This is a genomic window from Streptomyces sp. NPDC090088 (assembly GCF_044747345.1).
Classification (GTDB): domain Bacteria; phylum Actinomycetota; class Actinomycetes; order Streptomycetales; family Streptomycetaceae; genus Streptomyces.
This window is the reverse complement of record NZ_JBIVDZ010000011.1, coordinates 396,777-416,141: the sequence shown is the minus strand read 5'-3', so window position 1 is coordinate 416,141 and position 19,365 is coordinate 396,777. Positions and strand designations below refer to the sequence as shown.

The 19,365-nt window shown below is 72.6% G+C and carries 17 protein-coding genes; 7 read left to right on the top strand and 10 right to left on the bottom strand.

The annotated features are described in order from the left end of the window. Positions 1-228: 228 nt before the first annotated feature. From ACIPSJ_RS44110 to ACIPSJ_RS44090, 5 genes are all read right to left on the bottom strand, one after another. A complete protein-coding gene (locus tag ACIPSJ_RS44110; RefSeq protein WP_401354674.1) occupies positions 229-1,494 on the bottom strand; it encodes an alpha/beta fold hydrolase in 1,266 nt (421 codons plus the stop codon). A gap of 87 nt (positions 1,495-1,581) precedes the next feature. Further along, positions 1,582-2,280 (bottom strand): response regulator, encoded by a 699-nt coding sequence (locus tag ACIPSJ_RS44105; protein WP_401354672.1) that lies wholly within the window; start codon positions 2,278-2,280, stop codon positions 1,582-1,584. Continuing rightward, on the bottom strand, positions 2,265-4,277 hold the full coding sequence (locus ACIPSJ_RS44100; RefSeq protein WP_401354670.1) for a histidine kinase: 2,013 nt from the start codon (positions 4,275-4,277) through the stop codon (positions 2,265-2,267). Before ACIPSJ_RS44100 ends, ACIPSJ_RS44105 begins: the two co-directional genes overlap by 16 nt. A gap of 834 nt (positions 4,278-5,111) precedes the next feature. After that, positions 5,112-5,318 carry a hypothetical protein gene (locus tag ACIPSJ_RS44095; RefSeq protein ID WP_401354667.1) on the bottom strand — a complete coding sequence of 69 codons (207 nt, stop codon included), beginning with the start codon at positions 5,316-5,318 and terminating at the stop codon, positions 5,112-5,114. 510 nt (positions 5,319-5,828) lie between these two features. Next, positions 5,829-6,704 (bottom strand): undecaprenyl-diphosphate phosphatase, encoded by an 876-nt coding sequence (locus ACIPSJ_RS44090; RefSeq protein WP_359216916.1) that lies wholly within the window; start codon positions 6,702-6,704, stop codon positions 5,829-5,831. Positions 6,705-7,061: 357 nt separating this feature from the next. Between ACIPSJ_RS44090 and ACIPSJ_RS44085 the strand changes: the two genes are divergently transcribed. Genes ACIPSJ_RS44085 through ACIPSJ_RS44075 form a run of 3 tightly spaced genes read left to right on the top strand, consistent with a single transcriptional unit; the run spans position 7,062 to position 9,867 of the window. Further along, positions 7,062-8,219 carry a Gfo/Idh/MocA family oxidoreductase gene (locus tag ACIPSJ_RS44085; protein WP_359216919.1) on the top strand — a complete coding sequence of 386 codons (1,158 nt, stop codon included), beginning with the start codon at positions 7,062-7,064 and terminating at the stop codon, positions 8,217-8,219. After that, on the top strand, positions 8,216-9,145 hold the full coding sequence (locus ACIPSJ_RS44080; protein WP_401354664.1) for a PmoA family protein: 930 nt from the start codon (positions 8,216-8,218) through the stop codon (positions 9,143-9,145). Before ACIPSJ_RS44085 ends, ACIPSJ_RS44080 begins: the two co-directional genes overlap by 4 nt. Next, positions 9,139-9,867, top strand: a complete 729-nt coding sequence (locus tag ACIPSJ_RS44075) for a cupin domain-containing protein (RefSeq protein ID WP_401354662.1) — start codon at positions 9,139-9,141, stop codon at positions 9,865-9,867. The genes ACIPSJ_RS44080 and ACIPSJ_RS44075 overlap by 7 nt, the downstream gene beginning before the upstream one ends. 7 nt (positions 9,868-9,874) lie before the next feature. Here the strand turns inward: ACIPSJ_RS44075 and ACIPSJ_RS44070 are convergent, their stop codons facing one another. After that, positions 9,875-10,345 carry a winged helix-turn-helix transcriptional regulator gene (locus tag ACIPSJ_RS44070; protein WP_401354660.1) on the bottom strand — a complete coding sequence of 157 codons (471 nt, stop codon included), beginning with the start codon at positions 10,343-10,345 and terminating at the stop codon, positions 9,875-9,877. Between the two features lie 114 nt (positions 10,346-10,459). Between ACIPSJ_RS44070 and ACIPSJ_RS44065 the strand changes: the two genes are divergently transcribed. Further along, complete coding sequence (locus tag ACIPSJ_RS44065) at positions 10,460-11,632, top strand: thiolase family protein (protein WP_401354657.1); 1,173 nt, start codon at positions 10,460-10,462, stop codon at positions 11,630-11,632. A 142-nt stretch (positions 11,633-11,774) separates the two neighbouring features. Here the strand turns inward: ACIPSJ_RS44065 and ACIPSJ_RS44060 are convergent, their stop codons facing one another. Next, positions 11,775-12,536 (bottom strand): VTT domain-containing protein, encoded by a 762-nt coding sequence (locus ACIPSJ_RS44060; protein ID WP_359216933.1) that lies wholly within the window; start codon positions 12,534-12,536, stop codon positions 11,775-11,777. A 333-nt stretch (positions 12,537-12,869) separates the two neighbouring features. On the opposite strand from ACIPSJ_RS44060, the gene tuf reads away from it, so the two are divergent. Both tuf and ACIPSJ_RS44050 read left to right on the top strand, forming a co-directional pair. After that, positions 12,870-14,039: an elongation factor Tu gene (gene tuf / locus ACIPSJ_RS44055; RefSeq protein ID WP_393798815.1), complete on the top strand. Its 1,170-nt coding sequence runs from the start codon at positions 12,870-12,872 to the stop codon at positions 14,037-14,039. 129 nt (positions 14,040-14,168) lie between these two features. After that, positions 14,169-15,014 carry a spermidine synthase gene (locus ACIPSJ_RS44050; protein ID WP_401354655.1) on the top strand — a complete coding sequence of 282 codons (846 nt, stop codon included), beginning with the start codon at positions 14,169-14,171 and terminating at the stop codon, positions 15,012-15,014. Here the strand turns inward: ACIPSJ_RS44050 and ACIPSJ_RS44045 are convergent. Both ACIPSJ_RS44045 and ACIPSJ_RS44040 read right to left on the bottom strand, forming a co-directional pair. Continuing rightward, positions 14,976-16,280: an MFS transporter gene (locus tag ACIPSJ_RS44045; RefSeq protein WP_401354652.1), complete on the bottom strand. Its 1,305-nt coding sequence runs from the start codon at positions 16,278-16,280 to the stop codon at positions 14,976-14,978. The genes ACIPSJ_RS44050 and ACIPSJ_RS44045 overlap by 39 nt on opposite strands. Positions 16,281-16,393: 113 nt before the next feature. Next, positions 16,394-17,410, bottom strand: coding sequence for a hypothetical protein (locus ACIPSJ_RS44040; RefSeq protein ID WP_401354649.1), 1,017 nt, complete (start codon positions 17,408-17,410; stop codon positions 16,394-16,396). Positions 17,411-17,600: 190 nt separating this feature from the next. Here ACIPSJ_RS44040 and ACIPSJ_RS44035 point away from each other — a divergent pair, with 190 nt between their 5' ends. Next, positions 17,601-18,038 (top strand): DUF4442 domain-containing protein, encoded by a 438-nt coding sequence (locus ACIPSJ_RS44035; RefSeq protein ID WP_365689919.1) that lies wholly within the window; start codon positions 17,601-17,603, stop codon positions 18,036-18,038. A gap of 208 nt (positions 18,039-18,246) precedes the next feature. Here the strand turns inward: ACIPSJ_RS44035 and galU are convergent, their stop codons facing one another. Then, a complete protein-coding gene (gene galU / locus ACIPSJ_RS44030; RefSeq protein ID WP_401354647.1) occupies positions 18,247-19,209 on the bottom strand; it encodes a UTP--glucose-1-phosphate uridylyltransferase GalU in 963 nt (320 codons plus the stop codon). Positions 19,210-19,365: the final 156 nt, after the last annotated feature.

The following is a 19,365-nucleotide window of genomic DNA, read 5'->3' as shown; positions in this document are numbered from 1 at the left end:
GATCAGTGAAAGTACGTAACCGTATACGCATTTGGGGCTTCCTGGTACGTCTGAATGACGCGCGCCCCTCAGCGAGTCCCTCGCTTGGCTCGTCCAGCGGCAGACTACGAACAAGGACACCTGAAGCCGACGATCGAACGTTCCGACACGGTCAGATATCCCGCCCTTGGCAGGACCGCAACAGGTACTGAGCCGGGAGGTCACGCCACTTTTTGTGTCGGTCCCGGCTCAGCCGGTGCCCGCCGGTAGCGGTTCGTCCAGGAGGAAGGCCCGCAGCAGTGCGGTGTAGCGGCCGGGCTGTTCGCCCGAGACGGAGTGTCCGGCTCCCTTGACGGTCACCAACTCGGAGCCTGCGAGGGTGTGCTGGTATTCGGCGGTCACGGCGGGCTTGATGAAGTCGCACTCCCCTCGCATGATCAGGGAGGGGACGCGCAGGGTGCGCAGACGGGGCCGGGGGTCGGGAAGCTGCTCGAAGTCCCTGACGGTCATCTGGTTGCTGTAGAAGCCCTGCGGGTTGTCGTGCGCCGTGGTGGGCGCCGCGCCCTTGCACGAAGTGCTGTCTTTTCCCTGGAGGGCGACTTCGTGCATCCAGTGGTCGACCTCGCGGTCGCCGACCAGCGCGTGCGCGGCGCCGGGGTTGATCCGGAGGAGCAGGCTCGCCGCGATGATGCGAGGTGCGCTGTTCAGCCGGTCGAGCCGTGCCTTCTGTGCGGGGGAGAGGCGGTTCCAGGGTTCCCCGGCCTTGGGGCCGGGGTATTGACGGCCCCACAGCGCGCCCGGCGAGGTGAAGACCGCTTTGGCCACGTGCTCGCCATGGGCGGCAAGGTACTGGGCGGTGAGTGATCCGCCCCAGGACTGGCCGACCAGGATGATCCGGTCGGCGCCGAGTGTGCGCCGGATCGCTTCCAGGTCGGCGACCTGGCGGGCGACGGTGTATCCGGTGACGTCCCGCAGCCGGGTGGAGCGGCCGGCGCCGAGCTGGTCGTAGGCGTAGACGTCGAAGCCGTCCGCCGCGAGTTCACGGCCCCCGGTCGGGACGCCCTCGCCGGGGGTGCCCGGACCGCCGTGCAGGAAGATCACCGGGGTCGGTCTGGCCTTGCCGGTGGCGGGGGCGTGGACGTAGGCGATGCGTGAGCCGGTCGGCAGGTCCCAGAACCGCACGCCGGGTGGGGCGGGGGCGGACGTTGTGGTGGGCATCGGATGGAGGACGGTGACGGCGGCGAGGACGGCGACGGCCGCGGTCAGGCCGAGCGTGAGGAACGCGGACGCCCGCAGGGCCGGGCGGCGGGCGAGGCCGAACAGGGCGAACGCCGCCCGGCCCAGCAGCCCGCCGGCCAGGGCGCCGCAGACGAGGCCGATGATGACCAGGACCGGCACGCTCACGGTGACGAACGCCGCGGCGAGGAAACCGGCCACCGCCACGACAGGGGTCAGCAAGAGCGCGAGGAACAGCAGGACCCCGCCGGCGACACGGCGGAGAAGTATGCGTGACATGCCTTCGAGACTAGGAAGCCGACGCGGGCGATCCGTCCGGCTCAGGGACGGTCCCGCCGCGTGCGGGGGCCGCCTTGCGGCGGGGTGTCACCCCCACCTCACGGCGGGGTGCCGATTCACCTCACGGCCCGCCACCGGGCCGGGCCGGATCAGCCCCGTCTCGTACGCGGCGATCGTCGCCTGCACCCGGTCGCGTACGCCGAGTTTGCCGAGGAGGACGGAGACGTGGTCCTTCACGGTGGGCGGACTCACCCCCAGCACCGCCGCGATCTCCGCGTTGGACAGCCCTCGCGCGACCTGCCGCAGCACCTCCGTCTCGCGCGGGGTGAGCAGGTCGAGTCGGGCCGCGTCGAGCGGGCCGGGCCCGTCCGTGAACCGGTCGATCAGCCTGCGGGTCACCGCCGGATCGAGGAGCGCGGCGCCCCCGTGGACCACCCGTACCGCGTCGATCACCCGCTCAGGCTCGGTGTCCTTCAGCAGGAAACCGGCGGCCCCGGCGCGCAGCGCGGCGAACAGGTAGTCGTCGAGGCCGAAGGTGGTGAGCACCAGAACCCGGGTCGCGGGGCTGCGTCCGGTGATCGCGGCGGTCGCCGCGAGCCCGCCGATCCCCGGCATGCGGACATCCATCAGCGCGACGTCCGGCCGCGCCGACAGCGCGAGTTCGACGGCCGTGTCGCCGTCCGCCGCCTGCCCGACGACGCACAGGTCGGGTTCGGCGTCGAGGATCGCCGCGATCCCGGCCCGTACGACGGCCTGGTCGTCCGCGACGGTCACTCTGATCGCCATGGGAACGCCTCCGGGAGCCACACGTGTACCGCACCGCGGCCGGTCGTCGAGAGGGTACCGCCGGCGGCGTCCGCGAGGGCGCGCAGCCGCCGCTCCACCGCGGGAACGGCGGGTGCCGGACCGGAGACCTCCACGCCGTCGGGGAGCGTGCGCACGGTGAGGGTGACGCCCACGGCCATGAGCGCGGAGGCGGTCCGGTACGCGAAGACCTCCACGGCGGCGGGCAGCGGACGGCGTGCTCCGACGTACCGGACGACGGCGCCGTGGCGCGCGGCCAGCGCGGTGATCCCGGAGACGGTGGGCGGAGGGGCGTCGTCCGCGTCGTCCCCGGTGCGCAGCCCGGACAGCAGGTCCCGCAGCGCGGTCAGTCCGGCGCGAGCCTCTTCCCGCACGGCCCGCAGGTCCTTCTCCTCCGCCGCGGCGACGACCGCCCGCGCATGCCGGAGCGCCGTGTCCCGCAGCCCGGTGGCGAACAGCAGACGCTGCGCGGACGCCGCCGCGTCGGCGTCCCCGTCGAGCAGGACCCGCCGCCGGGCGTCCGCGGCCCGCAGCCGCTCATGCCGCCGGGCGGTCCGGCGCCCCCATGACCAGACGGCGAGGGCGGGGAGGGCCAGCACGCCCGCCAGTACGGCCCAGGCCGCCGTACGGCCGCCGGTGATGCCGCTGCCGCTCGCCAGCGCGAGCCCGCCCACGGCGGCCACGGCGAGCGGCGCGCACAGGCCTCGGCGCCACGGCAGACGCACCCCGACGCTGTGGACGAGCGTCAGCTCGACCCACCCGTACACCAGGAAGATGTCGCTCACCGGCGGCTGGGTCCAGCCCGCCCGGTCGCAGGCCCACCACAGCAGCAGCGCCGACAGCACCGCCGCGAGCGCGCGGCCGGGCGCCCGTGAGCGCCAGGCCAGCGGCACGGCGTGCAGGCCCGACAGCACGACGGTCACCAGCGCGGGCAGCACATCGCCGAATGGAGCCGGCAGGTCGGCCGACAGCAGGCTCGCACCGAGCGACAGCGCGATCGCCAGGGCCACCAGCGCGTAGTCGAGCGCGGCCGTCCCACGCCACAGGGGCCACCGGCGGAGGGGAGGAACCGTCGCCGCGGGCAGCGAGGCCCGCACGCTCCAGCCCGCTCCCTCACCATGAGGTCCGGCGCGGAACGTCCCGCCCGCCGCGGTGACCGTGGCCGCCAGCCCCGCGAGACCGCGCCCGGTCCCCAGGCCCGGCTCGACGGCCGTACCGCCGTCGTCCGTGACGGTGACGACGAACAGGTGATCGCCGCCGGCCCGTACGGGCTCGTCCCGGTCGTCCGTCGGCTCGATCCGGACGCGCACTGCCGCGCCCTCGGCGTACCGGGCCGCGTTGGTCAACGCCTCCCGGACGACCCGGTACGTCGCTTCCGTACTGCCCGCCGGTGCCTTGCCGACCGTGCGCCGGTAGTCCACCGCGTGCGCGGCGGCCAGCGCGTCGACCTCGGCGAAGCCGGCCGCGGTCGCGTCCAGCCCGGTGAGGCGCTCCAGTTCGCGGACGGCCTCCCGGCCCGCCTCGTCGGCGTGGCGCAGCGCGTCACCGGTCCGTTCCCGGTCGGCGAGCCTGAGCGCGGCGCCCGCGGCCACCACGATCCCGGTCAGCCGATGCGCGGCCACGTCGTGCAGCTCCGCCGCCAGCCGGTCCCGTTCCGCCAGCGCCGCGAACAGCGGGACCGCCGCCGTGCCGGCCTCGTAGTCCGCCCGCGCGGACCGGCGGGCCGACCGGTGCCGGCGGGAGCGGCCCGTCGCCCAGACGACCGCCACCACCCCACCGGCCGTCAGCGCGACCCCTGCCGCATAGTGCGGCGGTTCACCGCGTACGGCGGGGATCGCGGCGACGGCCAGCGTGAGCACGACGGCTCCCGTGAGGGACGAACCGGCGGTCCTGCGTACGGCCAGCAGATGGACCGTGATCAGCGCGCAGACCGCCGCGACGAGGGCGAGGACCCACACGTGCCCCGCGAAGCCGTTCATGGCACCAAGCCGACGACGGGCGACCGCTCGACGCTCCCCATTACGGCAGACTACTGACCTCCTCGGCTTGTTGTCGGGAGATGAGTGAGGGGCAGTCCGGTGCCAGCAAGGCAGCCGTCGATGAGGTCAGGCCGTAGCTGGATATGACGCAGGCCGCGGCGGGGAGTTTATTCGAGGTGTTCGTCAGCGTCGACTGGATGTCGCGTGGATCGCCGATGGGCTGCGGTCACCGGATCCGCGAGCGGACCTGACGTGCGGCCTGGTGATCGAGGTTCTGGTGGTGAACCGGCTGACCGCTCCCGCGCCGCTGTGCCGCGTGGGTGACTGGGCGTACCCGTGTGAGGCCCTCAGGGGTCCTGGTGGAGGCCGACGCGTGTCCCGGCCGGTGCATCGGCGGGTCTCATCGGTGTCCTGCTGGGGGCTTCGGCGATCAGCGTCGTTGTCGCGTCCGGCCGGTGGCAGCAGGGTGTCTCCTCGGGGACGCCACCGGAACCCGGGGATGTCCGTGGCGAGACGCCGACGTATCGAGAGCAGCTCAGGCTCACCTTGCGAGAAGCATCCTCCGCGGTCCTCTACAGCGAGGACCCGGGGGACGACCGTCGGCCACTCCCCGTCGGCGAAGAGCACGACGGCACAGGCGGCCTGCGCTGGCCTGAGGACAGGCCCGGGAACGCCTCGGTGAGCGTCAGGGAAGTCGCAGGGTGGTCTCGGCCTCGTGGGGCGATGGTCCGCAGGCTGGTTCCGCGCGGCCTGTAGGGGCCGGTGCGGGACTGCCTCGACGGCGTCCTGGGCGGCTGGCGTGTTCCTGACGTGTGGCTGCTGCTGGTGGGCCGGTTACAGGCGTTTCGCTGTGCGGTCGCGCAGCAGCAGCCACAGACGCGCGTCGGCGCCGCCCGGGCGCGCAGCCGGTCCGTGCAGCAGCACGGCGTAGGCCGTCCTCTCCGCCTTGTCCGGGGCGGCATGCTGGTCCGGCGCCTCCGGGGCCGGGAATGACCTCGTCATGCCTTTCCAGGCCTGGTCCGCGTTCGGAGTGCTGAGCATCGGCCCTCCCGGGTTCCATAGGGTCAGGCACCGAGCTGCCGCCAACCTGAAGGCGCACCCCTTTGACCTGCGAATTCAGGTTGCCGGAGGCTCACTGAAGGAGGAATACGACTTCTCCGCGGCCTTCTCGCCCATCAAGAAGTGGGGCGGCCTGTCGCAGAACCGGGGTGCATGTCCGCGAACATCTCAGCCGGGGGCAGGGCACCGCGGTGCTCGGCCAGGAAGACGGACACACTCCCTGCCGGGATCGGATTGCGACGTGTCTCCCGCGCATCCGGCCCGGCCATCTCGCCGGCCCACTCACCCATCGCCACGTGACGAGTCTGGCCCTGCCGCTGACGCGGCAGGGCCAGAACCCAAGATCTTCATCAACCTCATAGGCGGGTGCGCCCCGCCCCCCGGGGTGGGAGACGAGTGGGAGATGATCATGGCGTGGTGATGCAGTCAGGTGCGAGGAAATGCCAGATGGCGCCGCCCTGCCGCCCTTCCTGTGGCCGTGCGGGACAGCCCCTAGCTCGCCGATTCGGCAGCATGCGGACTCAGTACATCGGCGCTGACCAGGGCGATGATGACGATGCCGAGGGCGACGCGGTACCAGACGAAGGGCATGAAGCTCTTGTTGGAGATCCACTTCATGAACCAGGCGATGACCGCGTATCCGGAGGCGAAGGCGATCACCGTCGCGAAGAGGGTCGGGCCCCAGTCCACGTGCCCCTCGCCCACCGAGTCCTTGACCTCGAACGCGCCGGAGGCGAGCACCGCCGGGATGGCGAGGAGGAAGGAGTAGCGGGCCGCCGCCTCGCGCTTGTAGCCCATGAACAGGCCGCCGCTGATGGTGGCGCCGGAGCGGGAGACGCCGGGGATCAGGGCGCAGGCCTGGCAGAAGCCGAAGACCAGGCCGTCCTTGACGCTGAGATTCTCCAGGGTCTTGCGCTGCTTGGGCGCCCGGTGCTTGCCGCCCGTCTCGTCGCGGGCGGCGAGCCGGTCGGCTATGCCGATGACGACGCCGACGACGATCAGCATGGTCGCCGTGATCCGCAGATCGCGGAACGGGCCCTCGATCTGGTCCTTGAGCGTCACACCCAGCACGCCGATCGGGATCGAGCCGACGATCACCAGCCAGCCCATCTGGGCGTCGTGGTCCGACCGCATCGCCTTGTCGAACAGCGACCGGAACCAGGCGGAGATGATCCGCCCGATGTCCTTGCGGAAGTAGATCAGCACGGCGGTCTCCGTGCCGATCTGGGTGATCGCCGTGAAGGCCGCGCCCGGGTCCTCCCAGCCGGAGAAGGCCGCGGTCAGCCGCAGATGCGCGCTGGAGGAGACGGGCAGGAACTCGGTCAGCCCCTGGACGAGTCCGAGGATCAGCGATTCAAACCAAGACATGAAGGTACGGCGTCCCAGGGGTGAGGGGGCGGCTGGAGGTCGCGGCGGCGCGCGTGATCATGCGTGTGCAACGGCAGCGTAGCGGGCCCGGATGACAGCCCGGACACAGGGGTTGGGCGGGCGGACCGGGGGCAGGGGCGGGCGGGAGAGCGGGCCGGGGGCGAGTGGGGAGCGGCCGGGGAGGTCGCCATGATCGGCCGGACATCCGAGGGGGTGTTGACCGGTTGAGGTGCCGCCGCTTACGTTTCTGCAGGAGAAAGCGCTTGCTCCCGCACATCGGGGTGCGTGTGCGGCGCACGTCGGGCGGTGGTTCGCACCCATCGTCGGTACACGCCCCGAGGAGTGCTGATCACGTCCATGCCCCGCTCGCCCCGCTCCCCAGCCCCCTTCACCGGCCGGCGCATCCGGGCCGCCGTCGTCGGCGCCGGCGCCATCGGCCGCGGTTCGCACCTGCCCGCGCTCGCCCGGCTGGCCGCGGAGGGCGAGACCGAGGTCGTCGCCGCCGTCGACATCGATGCCAACGCCGTCGGGGAGTTCTGCGCCGAGGCCGGCATTCCGCACGCCTACACCGACCTGGACCGGATGCTCGACGAGCAGCGGCCCGACCTGGTCACCATCGGCACCCCGCCCACCCTGCACAAGGCGCAGACGCTGGCCGCGCTGCGGGCCGGTGCCTGGGTGTGGTGCGAGAAGCCGCCCGTGCCGTCCCTGGCCGACTTCGACGCGGTCGAGGCCGAGGAGGGCGCCGACGGCGGGCCGTACGCCTCGATCGTCTTCCAGCACCGCTTCGGCTCCGCCGCCACCCATGTGCGCCGGCTGCTCGCCGAGGGGGCGCTGGGCCGCCCGCTGGTCGCCCACTGCCAGACCACCTGGTACCGCGACACCGCTTACTACGCCGTGCCCTGGCGGGGCCGCTGGGCGACCGAGGGCGGCGGCCCGGCCATGGGTCACGGCATCCACCAGATGGATCTGCTCCTCGACCTGCTGGGGCCGTGGAGCGAGGTGCGGGCCATGGCCGCCCGGCTGGTGCACGACGTGGAGACCGAGGACGTCTCCACCGCCCTGGTCCGGTTCGCGAACGGCGCCCTGGCGACCGTCGTGAACAGCGTGCTCAGCCCCGACGAGGTGAGCCGCATCCGGATCGACTGCGAGCGCGCCACCGTCGAACTGACCCACCTCTACGGCCACAGCAACGAGAACTGGCGCATCACCCCCGCGCCCGGTGTCCCCGCCGAGGAGGCCGCGGCCTGGCAGGACTTCGGCCCGGACGTGCCCAGCTCGCACCTGGCCCAGCTGCGCGAGCTGATCGCCAGCATGCGGGCGGGGGAGCGGCCGCGCAGCAGCGGCCCCGACGGGCGCACCAGCCTGGAGCTGATCACCGCGCTGTACAAGTCGGCGTTCACCGACACGACCGTGCGCGCGGGCGGGATCGGTCCGGGTGATCCTTATTACACGGCCCTGCACGGGGGCGCCCCGGGCTGGGCACCGGTCGAGCGCGAGGAGGTGTCCGCGTGAGCGGCGAGCTGCGGATCACGCACGCCCACGGCGACCGGGTCACGGTGACCGAGCCGGTCACCGGGGTGCAACTCTTCGCGTACGTCTACCGCCCCGAGGCGGCCTGGGAGGCGCCGCGGCCCTACCTGCACCCGGTGCGCACCCTCGCCGGGGACGTCGTCACCGACTACCGGCCCAACGACCACCGCTGGCACAAGGGCCTCTCCCTGACCGCCTCGCACCTGTCCGGCGCCAACCTGTGGGGCGGCAACTCCTATCTCCACGGCCAGGGTTACGTCGCCATCCCGGAGCGCGTCGGCTCGATGCGCCACCTCGGCTTCGACGAACTGTCCTCGGCTCAGGGGCGGCTCGTCATCGCGGAACGGCTGAGCTGGCATCCGTACGACGGCTCGCTGTGGGCGGACGAGCGGCGCCGCATCGAGGTCCACGACGTCGACCCCGACTCCGGTTCCTGGGCACTGACCTGGGACAGCGCGATCACCAACCGCCGTGGCGAGCCACTGCTGTTCGGCAGCCCGACCACCGCCGGTCGCGAACAGGCGGGCTACACCGGCCTGTTCTGGCGCGGTCCGCGCGCCTTCCGGGACGGCCGGATCATCGGCCCGGACGGGGAGGGCCCGGAACTGATGGGTTCCCAGTCCCCCTGGCTGGCCCTCTCCGGCGAGCACGACGGCGCCGACGGCCATGCCACCGTCGTCTTCGAACACGCCCCGGAGAACGACCACTCGGGCGCGGCCGGCACCCACCCCGCCCACTGGTTCGTGCGCAACGACCCGTTCGCCGGCATCGCCCCCTCCTGGGCCTTCCACGACGAACTCGAACTGGCCCCCGGCGACACCCTGCACCGCCGCTACCGGGTGGTCTTCGCGAACGGCGCCTGGGAGCGCTCGGACATCGCCAAGTACCTGGAGGCGCATCCGTGGTGAACGGCGGGGAGTTCGCGTTCGCGGGCCTGCCGGGCGGGGTCGCGGTCTCCCGCCTGTGCGTGTACGACTGGCCCGCCGCCGACGGCGTTCGCGGCGGAACTCCCCATCTGCACCTGGCCTGTTCGGAGGCGTACGTCGTCACCGGCGGCCGGGGTGCGGTACAGACGCTCACCACCTCCGGGTACGAGGTCACGCCCCTCGTGCCCGGCACGGTCGCCTGGTTCACGCCGGGCACCGTCCACCGCCTCGTCAACGAGGACGACCTGCGCATCACCGTGCTGATGCAGAACAGCGGACTCCCGGAGGCCGGGGACGCGGTGCTGACGCTGCCGCCGGAGTACCTCGCCGACCCGGCGACCTACGCGGCGGCGACCACCGTCCCGGCCGACGCGCCGGAGGCCGAGCGGGAGCGGTTCGCCCGCGCCCGCCGCGACCTCGCCCTGGAGGGCTACCGCGCCCTGCGCGAGGCCGCCGGACCGGAGCCGCTGGCCGCCTTCCACCGGGCCGCCGCGGCGCTCGTACGGCCCCGGCTCGACGAGTGGCGCGAGCGCTGGCGGCGCGGCGCGCGGGCCGCCGCCGAGGCCACGGGGGAGCAGCTCGACCGCCTCGGACGGGGCGATGTCACGCACCTGGCCGAGGCCGTCGTACAGGCCGAACAGCCCTTTGAGCAGGGCCGGTTCGGGATGTGCGGGCGGCTCGACGTGTACCGGCAGGGGCAGTAGGGCCGGGTTACGGGGCGGTCGGGCCGGTGACGGTCCAGCCGGGGGACTGCGGGTGGGCCGTCAGGTCCTCGTGGCGGACCGGGTCGCCGCAGGCCGTGCAGGTGACGACCGGGGTGAGGGTCCTCCCGCAGCTGTGCTCGATCACCATGGGGCGGTCGCCCTCCTGGCGGAGGTGGCGGTCGCCCCAGGCCATGAGGGTCATCAGGACCGGCTCCAGTTCGAGGCCCGCCGGTGTGGGCCGGTACTCGAAGCGCTGCGGGCGCTCGCTGTAGACGCGCTTGGTGAGGATCCCGGCGTCGACGAGCCGGCGCAGCCGGGTGGCCAGGATGTCGCGCGGGGCGCCGATGTTGCGTACCAGCTGGTCGAAGCGGCCGTTGCCCAGGAACACCTCCCGCAGCACCAGCAGCGAGTGCTTCTCTCCGACCAGTGCCAGGGCGTCGGCGATCGAGCAGGGTCGGGGATCCTTCGGGGCGGCCATGCCTGCCAGTCTAGAGGCATTTCCTGGGTGGGTTTGATTTTCCAACCCATAGGGCTACAGTGGGTTCGGATTTCCTACTCACCGGTAGTCAACACTGGCAATCGAGGTCCCGTGATGCGTGACGCAGTCATCGTCGAAGCCGTACGCACTCCTGTCGGGAAGGGCAAGCCGAACGGCTCCCTGGCGCACGTCCACCCCGTCGAACTCCTCGCCCACACCCTGCGCACCCTCGTCGAGCGCTCCGGCGTCGACCCGGCCCTCATCGACGACGTCATCGGCGGCACCGTCGACCAGGTCGGCGAGCAGGCCATGAACACCACCCGGTACGCCGTGCTCTCGGCGGGCTTCCCGGAGACCGTGCCCGCGACCACCGTCGACCGGCAGTGCGGCTCCTCCCAGCAGGCCGTGCACTTCGCGGCGCAGGGGGTCATGTCCGGCGCCTACGACATCGTCGTGGCCTGCGGGGTGGAGTCGATGAGCCGGGTGCCCATGTGGTCCAACGTGCCGGCCGGCAAGGACCCCTTCGGTCCCGGCGTCGCCGCGCGCTACCCGGAGGGCCTCGTGCCGCAGGGCATCAGTGCCGAGCTCATCGCCGCCAAGTGGTCGCTCTCGCGGGCGGAGCTGGACGCGTTCGCGGTCTCCTCGCACCAGCGGGCGGCGGCCGCGTGGGAGGCGGGGCGGTTCGACGCGGAGGTGGCGCCGCTGGACGGGGTGAGCCGGGACGAGTCCGTACGGCCCGGGACCACCGCCGAGATCCTCGCCGGGCTGAAGCCCGCCTACTACGACCCCGGGTTCGCCGAGCGCTTCCCGCAGATCGAGTGGAACGTGACGGCGGGCAACGCGAGCCCGGTCAACGACGGGGCCTCCGCCGTGCTGATCATGGCCGGGGAGACCGCGGAGCGGCTCGGGCTGCGGCCGCTGGCCCGGTTGCACGCGTTCGCCGTGACCGGCTCGGACCCCTTGCTGATGCTGACCGGGGTGATCCCGGCGACGGAGAAGGTGCTGCGGCGGGCCGGGCTCACGGTGGGAGACATCGACCTCTTCGAGGTGAACGAGGCGTTCTCCAGCGTGGTGCTGGCCTGGCGGCAGGAGACGGGGGCCGACCTGGCCAAGGTGAACGTGCACGGTGGGGCCATCGCGTTGGGGCACCCGCTGGGGGCGAGCGGGACTCGGCTGACCACGACGCTGGTGCATGCCCTGCGGGAGCGTGGGGCGCGGTACGGGCTGCAGACCATGTGCGAGGCGGGTGGGTTGGCGAACGCGATGATTCTGGAGGCGGTTCGGTAGGGGGTGCTGTGCGCCTAAGGGGGGCCGCCTTGTGTTGTTGTGCGGCTGCTGCGCCGTTGTGGCTGGTCGCGCAGTTCCCCGCACCCCTGACGGGGCGCTGTGGTACGGGGCGTTGGAATGCGGGGGGCGTTCGGTAGGCGGGCTATTTGGCTCGTAGGTGGTGGCGTTTGCGCCAGGCCACCACTGCGCCGGCGACCGCGGGGATGACGATGGCCGCGACCGAGATCAGGAAGACCGGGGAGGTCGGGGTCGAAGCGCGGGCGCCTGCGACCACGTAGGCGGCCACGTTGGGGATCGAACCCAGGCCCGTGGCCAGCAGGTAGGGGGCGTAGCGCATGCGGGAGACGGCGGCGGCGTAGTTGGCGGCCCAGAAGGGGACGCCGGGGAAGAGGCGTACCGCCAGCATCGAGCGGAAGCCGTGCCTGCTGAACTGGTGGTCGGCGGCCTTCAGCAACCGGCCGCGCAGCAGCGGGCGCAGCGCCTCCTGGCCGAGCATCCGGCCGAGCGCGAAGGAGAGCCAGGCGCCGAGCAGGGTGCCCGCCATGGCCGCGCCCATGCCCAGTGCGGAGCCGAACAGCGCGCCGGCCGCGAGGTTCAGGAACGGCCGGGGCACGAACGCCACCGTGATCAGGCCGTACGCCACGGCGAAGATCACCACCGCGGTGGTGCCCTCGACCTGTGGTGGCCAGCCCCGGGTCATCAGTCTCTGCGGCTCGAAGAGCAGCACCGACGCCCCGGCCGCCGCCAGCAGGGCGACGAGCAGGGCCAGCCGCGACCACGGCGACAGCAGCACCCGGGTGCAGCGCGCGGCGAAGTTCACCGGAGCGGGCAGGACAAGGGGCAGCTCCTCGGCGGCGGCCGGGGGAGCGGCCGTGGCGGTGCCAGAGCGGTTGGCATCGAGCATTCGGTGACAGTAACCGAAGCCGATGTGTGATCGCCGTATGGATGCTGTCCATTGGGCGAACCGGCGCCGGAGAAAACCGTTCGACGTGGGGCGACGCATCGGCAATGATCTGCGTCATGTTCCGGTTCGCCTTCCTCGTCGCAGCATCCGCAGTCGCGGATGCGCCGAAGGCTGCCGTCCCCGTGCTCACGGCCGCTGTCGACGGCGCCCGAAGCTGACCCTCCCCGGATCGCCCGGCGGACCCCGCAGGGGGAGGGTCGGCGGATCACCCGGGGTCCCCGCGTCCCGCCCTGACGAGACGCATCACCGCAGTTCAGGCTTCGAGGTAGAGCCATGCCCAAGACGGCATACGTCCGCACCAAACCGCATCTCAACATCGGCACGATGGGCCACGTCGACCACGGCAAGACGACCCTGACCGCCGCCATCACCAAGGTCCTCGCCGAGCGCGGCACCGGCACGTTCGTGCCGTTCGACCGCATCGACCGGGCCCCCGAGGAGGCACTGCGCGGCATCACCATCAACATCGCGCACGTCGAGTACGAGACCGACACCCGGCATTACGCCCACGTGGACATGCCGGGCCATGCCGACTACGTCAAGAACATGGTCACCGGTGCCGCGCAGCTGGACGGGGCGATCCTCGTCGTCTCCGCGCTCGACGGGATCATGCCGCAGACCGCCGAACACGTGCTGCTCGCCCGGCAGGTGGGCGTCGACCACATCGTGGTCGCGCTCAACAAGGCCGACGCGGGCGACGAGGAGCTCACCGACCTCGTGGAGCTGGAGGTCCGGGAGCTGCTGACCGCGCAGGGGTACGGCGGTGACTCCGTGCCCGTCGTACGGGTCTCCGGGCTCAAGGCCCTGGAGGGGGACCCGCGGTGGACGGCGTCCATCGAGGCGCTGCTGGACGCGGTGGACACGTACGTGCCCATGCCGGAGCGGTACCTGGACGCGCCGTTCCTGCTGCCGGTGGAGAACGTGCTCACCATCACCGGGCGGGGCACCGTCGTGACCGGGGCCGTGGAGCGGGGGACCGTGCGGGTCGGGGACCGGGTGGAGGTGCTCGGCGCGGACGTCGAGACCGTCGTCACCGGGCTGGAGACCTTCGGGAAGCCGATGGACGAGGCGCAGGCCGGGGACAACGTGGCGCTGCTGCTGCGGGGCGTGCCCCGGGACGCGGTGCGGCGGGGGCATGTCGTGGCGGCGCCGGGGAGCGTGGTGCCGGCCCGGCGGTTCTCGGCGCGGGTGTACGTGCTGTCCGGGCGCGAAGGGGGCCGTACGACTCCGGTCTCGACCGGGTACCGGCCGCAGTTCTACATCCGTACGGCGGATGTGGTCGGGGACGTCGACCTCGGTGAGGTGGCGGTCGCCCGGCCCGGGGACACGGTGGAGCTGACCGTGGAGCTGGGGAGGGCGGTGCCGCTGGAGGCGGGGCTCGGGTTCGCCATTCGTGAGGGTGGCAGGACCGTGGGGGCGGGGACCGTGACCGCGGTGGAGTGAGGTCGCGGTGAGTGGGGGACTGCGGGCCGGTGGGGGCCGGTCGCGCAGTTCCCCGCGCCCCTTTCGGGGCGCTGGTGTCGCCGTCGGACAGTGCGCGCTGTGCCTCTTGGGGAGGGCGACAATGGTGTCGTGAGTGAATCCATACCCGTCATCCGTGTCACCGAGCACGGCACCGCCAAGCTCATGCCCGATGTCGATCGGGAGCGGGCCTGGTTGCTGACCGTCGACGGGGCGCCGCAGTCGTATGTCGATCTGGACGAGCCCACGCATCTGGAGTTCGAGTACGCCCGGCGCCTCGGGCATGTGCTGGACGCGGTGGCGGAGACCGGGGCGCCGCTCGACGTGCTGCATCTCGGTGGGGGTGCGCTGACGCTGCCCCGGTATGTGGCGGCGACCCGGCCGGGGTCCCGGCAGGATGTCGTGGACGCCGACCGGGGGCTGCTGGAGCTGGTCACCGAGCACTTGCCGTTGGGGGACGGCGCGGGGATCGCCCTGCATGCCGCGGACGCCCGGGGCTGGCTGGAGGGGGCGCCCGGGGACTCGGCCGATGTGCTGATCGCCGATGTCTTCGGGGGGTCCCGGATCCCCGCGCATCTGACCTCGCTGGGCTACGCGCGGGAGGCCGAGCGGGTGCTGCGTGCCGACGGGGTCTATCTCGCGAACCTGGCGGACTCCGCCCCCTTCGACTTCCTGCGTTCCCAACTCGCCACCTTCGCGGTGGTGTTCGAGGAGCTGGCGGTCATCGCCGAGCCGGGGGTACTGCGCGGGCGGCGGTTCGGGAACGCGGTACTCATCGCCTCGCACCGGCCGCTCGACGCGGGCGGGCTGGCCCGTCGTACGGCCGCCGACGCCTTTCCGGCGCGAGTCGAACACAGCAGCGCGCTCAGGGAGTTCGTCGGCGGGGCCCGGCCGGTCGGGGACGCGGACGCCGTGCCGTCACCCGAGCCCCCCGGCGGCACGTTCGGGATCGGGTGACTCCGAGGACGCGGTGACCGGGAGAGTGCGGCGGGTGAGGTCGCGCACGTCCGGCACCAGGAGGACCGCGGCGGTCACGGCGACGACCAGGCCCGCGCAGCCCCACAGGGCCGGGCTCCGGCCGAACGCGTCCTCGGCGGGGCCGGCCAGGGCCGTCGCCAGCGGCAGCAGGGAGACGGAGCCGAACCAGTCGTACGCCGAGACCCGGGAGAGCTTCTCCTCGGGGATCTCCTGGTGCAGCGCGGTCATCCAGGAGACACCGAAGACCTCGACGGTGGTGCCGGCCACGAACATCACCGCGCAGAGCACCCCGATGGGGACGGGGACCGCCAGCGCCGCCGAGGGGAGGGCGAGCGGGAAGATGCACAGGGTGCCCACGAACAGCAGACGGCGGGGTTTCCAGCGGGTCATCAGCAGGGCGCCGGCCACCGTGCCCGCGCCGAAGGCACCCAGGGCGAGACCCCAGGGGCCCGGTCCGCCGAGGCTGTCGCGGGCGACCAGCGGGCCGTAGACCGCGTCGGCGGCGCCCACCACCGCGTTCGCGATCGAGAACTGGACGACGATGCCCCAGAGCCAGGGGCGCCCGGCGAACTCGCGCCAGCCCTCCTTGAGGTCGGCCAGCAGCCCGTCGCCCGGGGTGCGCGGCGGGATGTGGCTGACGTCGAGGAAGGAGCGGAGGGCCCCGGCGATCGCGAAGGCCGCCGCGTCCACCGCCAGCACCCAGCCGGGGCCGATCGCGGCCACCAGCGCACCGCCCAGCGCCGCACCGCCGAGGGCCGCGCCCTGCATCGCCATCCGGAACACCGCGAAGGCCCGGCCCGCCTGTTCCCCGCTCACCGAGGACATCAGCATGCCCTCCGCCGCCGGGCTGAAGAACGCCTGGCCGGTGCCGCCCAGCGCCGTGAGCAGCATCATCTGCCACAGGCGCGGCTCGCCGGCGAGCACGAGGACGGCGAAGGCGCCCTGGGAGAGGAAGTTGAGCGCGTTGGCCGCGACCATCACACGGTGCCGGGGGAAACGATCCGCCACCGCGCCGCCGATGAGCAGGAAGAGCACCAGCGGCAGGGTGCGGGCGGCGGCCACCAGTCCGACGTCCCCGCCGTCGCCGCCCGCGTCCAGCACCGCGAACGCGGCGGCGATCAGCGAGCCGTTGGCGCCCAGGCTCGTCACGATCGCCGCCGCGGTCAGCAGGCTGTAGTTGCGGCCCGCCCAGGCGGGTCCGCGCAGGCGGGAGGGGGTGCCGGGGGAGTCGGAGGTGGAGGTCACCGACCGACTATCCCTGCCGGGAGCCCGGCTTGCCAAACCGATTGTCGGGCATATCGTCGCCCGATCCGGTCAGCCTCCGGCCGGCTCCCGGTCAGCCTCCGGTCGGCTCCCGGTCAGCCTCCGGTCGGGGTGCCGTGCAGTCGGACCGTGGAGAGGATCCTCATGATCGTCGCGGTGGGGACCTCGCCGTTCACGCCCTTGGCGCCGTAGAAGTCCCACGACACCAGGTCGCCGGCCGAGTTCTCGAAGCCGAACGTGATGGCCTTGCCGTCGGTCGCGCACTTCCCCTTGGCGGGGGAGTTCGTCGAACGCGCCCAGGCGTAGGCGCCCTTGAGACCGGACGCGGTGGTGTAGGCGGTGGCCTTCTTGTCGTAGCCGAGGGACTTCTTGTCCGGGTACGTGTAGCCGCCGTACACCCACCAGGGGACCTCCCGGACGGCCGCGTCGCCCGGGGTCTTCGCGCCGCTCTCGCCCTTGGTGCCCACCGCGGCCAGGGCGGTGTCCTCGGTCCTGCCGTCCTTGTCGTCGTCGCTCGTGCACCACTTCGACTTGTACTGGGCCGGCGCCGACATCGTGATGATCGGCTTGCCGTCCTTGTCCTCGAAACCGACGGAGGTGCCCGCGGTGAGGACCTCCCAGTCGGCCGGTACGTCGAAGGCCGTGCCCCACTTGGGGTTCACGACGGCCTTCCAGCCGGCGATCGTCGGCTGTACGGCGTCGTCGTCACCGCGCGTGCTGTCGTCCGTCGAGGCGGAGGCGGACGCGGTGGGAGAGGGAGTCGGTGACTGGCTGGACCGCTGGTCCTTCCCGCCGTCAGCCTTGTCGTCCTTCTTGCCGCCGAGCACCAGGAAACCGGTCACCCCGGCCGCCACGACGACGGCCGCGGCGGCGATGATCGCGACCAGTTTCGTCCGGTTGCCGCCTCCGCCACCGCCTCCGCCCTGCGGTGCCTGCGGCGCGCCCGCCGGGCCGGGTGGCCCCCACTGCGGCTGCTGCCCGTACCCGCCTGACTGCGGATACTGCTGGTAGCCGGGCTGCTGGTACGGATTCGGCTGCTGGTAACCCGGTTGCTGATACGGGTTGTTCTGCGGGTACTGCTCGCCCCCTGGCGGCTGCTGTTCTGGCCACATGGCCCGTAACCCTAGTGCCGCCGGGGACACGATCCGGTCACCGGGCCTCGGCGGAGGCGTACCGAAACGGCCGCCGGGCGGGGGCGCGGCCGCGGCGGCCGTCCGCACCGTGCGACGTCAATCACCATGGCACCGCTATGGTCAGACCCGGCTACCCGTGAGTAACATGCCCGGCATGAGCACTGACCAGATGTCGATCGGCGAGATGCTCGCCGCCACGGTCCCGATGGTGCGGACCCTCAACCTGGAGTACCTGGAGACCACTCCGGAGCGGGCCGTGCTGTCCCTGCCGGACCAGGGCGACTTCCACAACCACATCGGCGGCCCGCACGCCGGGGCGATGTTCACCCTCGCCGAGTCCGCGAGCGGCGCGATCGTCCTCGCCGCCTTCGGCGACCAGCTCTCCCGGGCGGTGCCGCTCGCGGTCAGCGCCGAGATCGCCTACAAGAAGGTCGCCCTCGGCCCGGTCAAGGCCACCGCGACCCTCGGCCGCCCGATCGCCGACGTCGTCGCCGAACTCGACGAGGGCAAGCGCCCCGAGTTCCCGGTCACCGTCGCCATCACCCGCGAGGACGGCGCGGTCACCGGCGAGATGACCGTGATCTGGACCCTCCGCCCCAACGGCTGACCGACTGAGGGGACTTGGAGGCCGACCGGTTGCCGGCCGATGGTGGGTCCCGGTGGCCGGCCGGTGTCGAGCCGTGCGGGCCGGCCGGTGCCGAGCCGTGCGGGCCGGCCGGTGCCGGAGTCGGCCGTTCTGCGGGTCCACCGATCCAAGAAGCGCCGGACGGGGTGAGGGCCGCCGGGCCCTCACCCCGTCCTTCATGGGGGGCCGGTCAGGCGGCGGCGCGGCTCTGTATCCGCTCGGCCCCGTTCTGGTCCAGGCCCGCGACGAACTGCTTCAGCCAGGTCGTGAACTCGGGGCCCAGGTCGGGGCGTTCGCAGGCCAGGCGGACCACCGTGCGGAGGTAGTCGCCCTTGTCGCCGGTGTCGTAGCGGAGGCCGTCGAAGACGACGCCGTGGACCGTGCCGCCCGCGGCCAGTTCCTGCAGCGCGTCGGTCAGCTGGATCTCGCCGCCCCGGCCGGGCTCGGTCCGCTCCAGGACGCCGAACACCTCGGGGTCGAGGACGTAGCGGCCGATGACCGCGTAGTTGCTGGGCGCGTTCTCCGGGGACGGCTTCTCCACGAGGCCGGTCACCCGCACCACTCCGTCCTCCTCGGAGGGCTCGACGGCGGCGCAGCCGTACAGGTGCACCTGCGACGGGTCGACCTCCATCAGCGCCACGACACTGCCCTGGAAGCGGTCGCGGACGTCGAGCATCCGGCTGAGCAGCGTCTCGCGGGCGTCGATCAGGTCGTCGCCGAGGAGCACCGCGAAGGGCTGGTCGCCCACGTGGTGCCTGGCGCACAGCACCGCGTGACCGAGGCCGAGCGGGTCGCCCTGGCGGATGTGGTGGATGTCGGCGAGCCGCGCGGGATCGCGCACGGCGTCCAGCCGCACCGTGTCGCCCTTGGCGGCGAGCGCCTGCTCCAGCTCGAAGGCGTTGTCGAAGTGGTCCTCGATGGCCCGCTTGTGCCGGCCGGTGACCATGAGGATGTCGTCGAGCCCGGCCTTCGCGGCCTCCTCCACGACGTACTGGATGGCCGGCTTGTCGACGACCGGCAGCATCTCCTTCGGCGTCGCCTTGGTGGCGGGCAGGAACCGGGTGCCGAGTCCGGCGGCCGGGACCACGGCCTTGCGCACGGACCTGGGGGGCGTGGGGACGGGGGAGGCGTGCGGAGTGTGGGGGGCGATCATGCGGCCCATGCTGGCCCACCGGGATGGGAGCGGGCCGGGAGAAACATGGGAGACGGCTGTGGAACGCCACGTTCCGCCGACCGTGACCGCGGCCGTCCGGGAGTTGAAGATTTCGTGTGCCATCGGGTCCTTGTCGCACACAAGTTGAACCTGTGC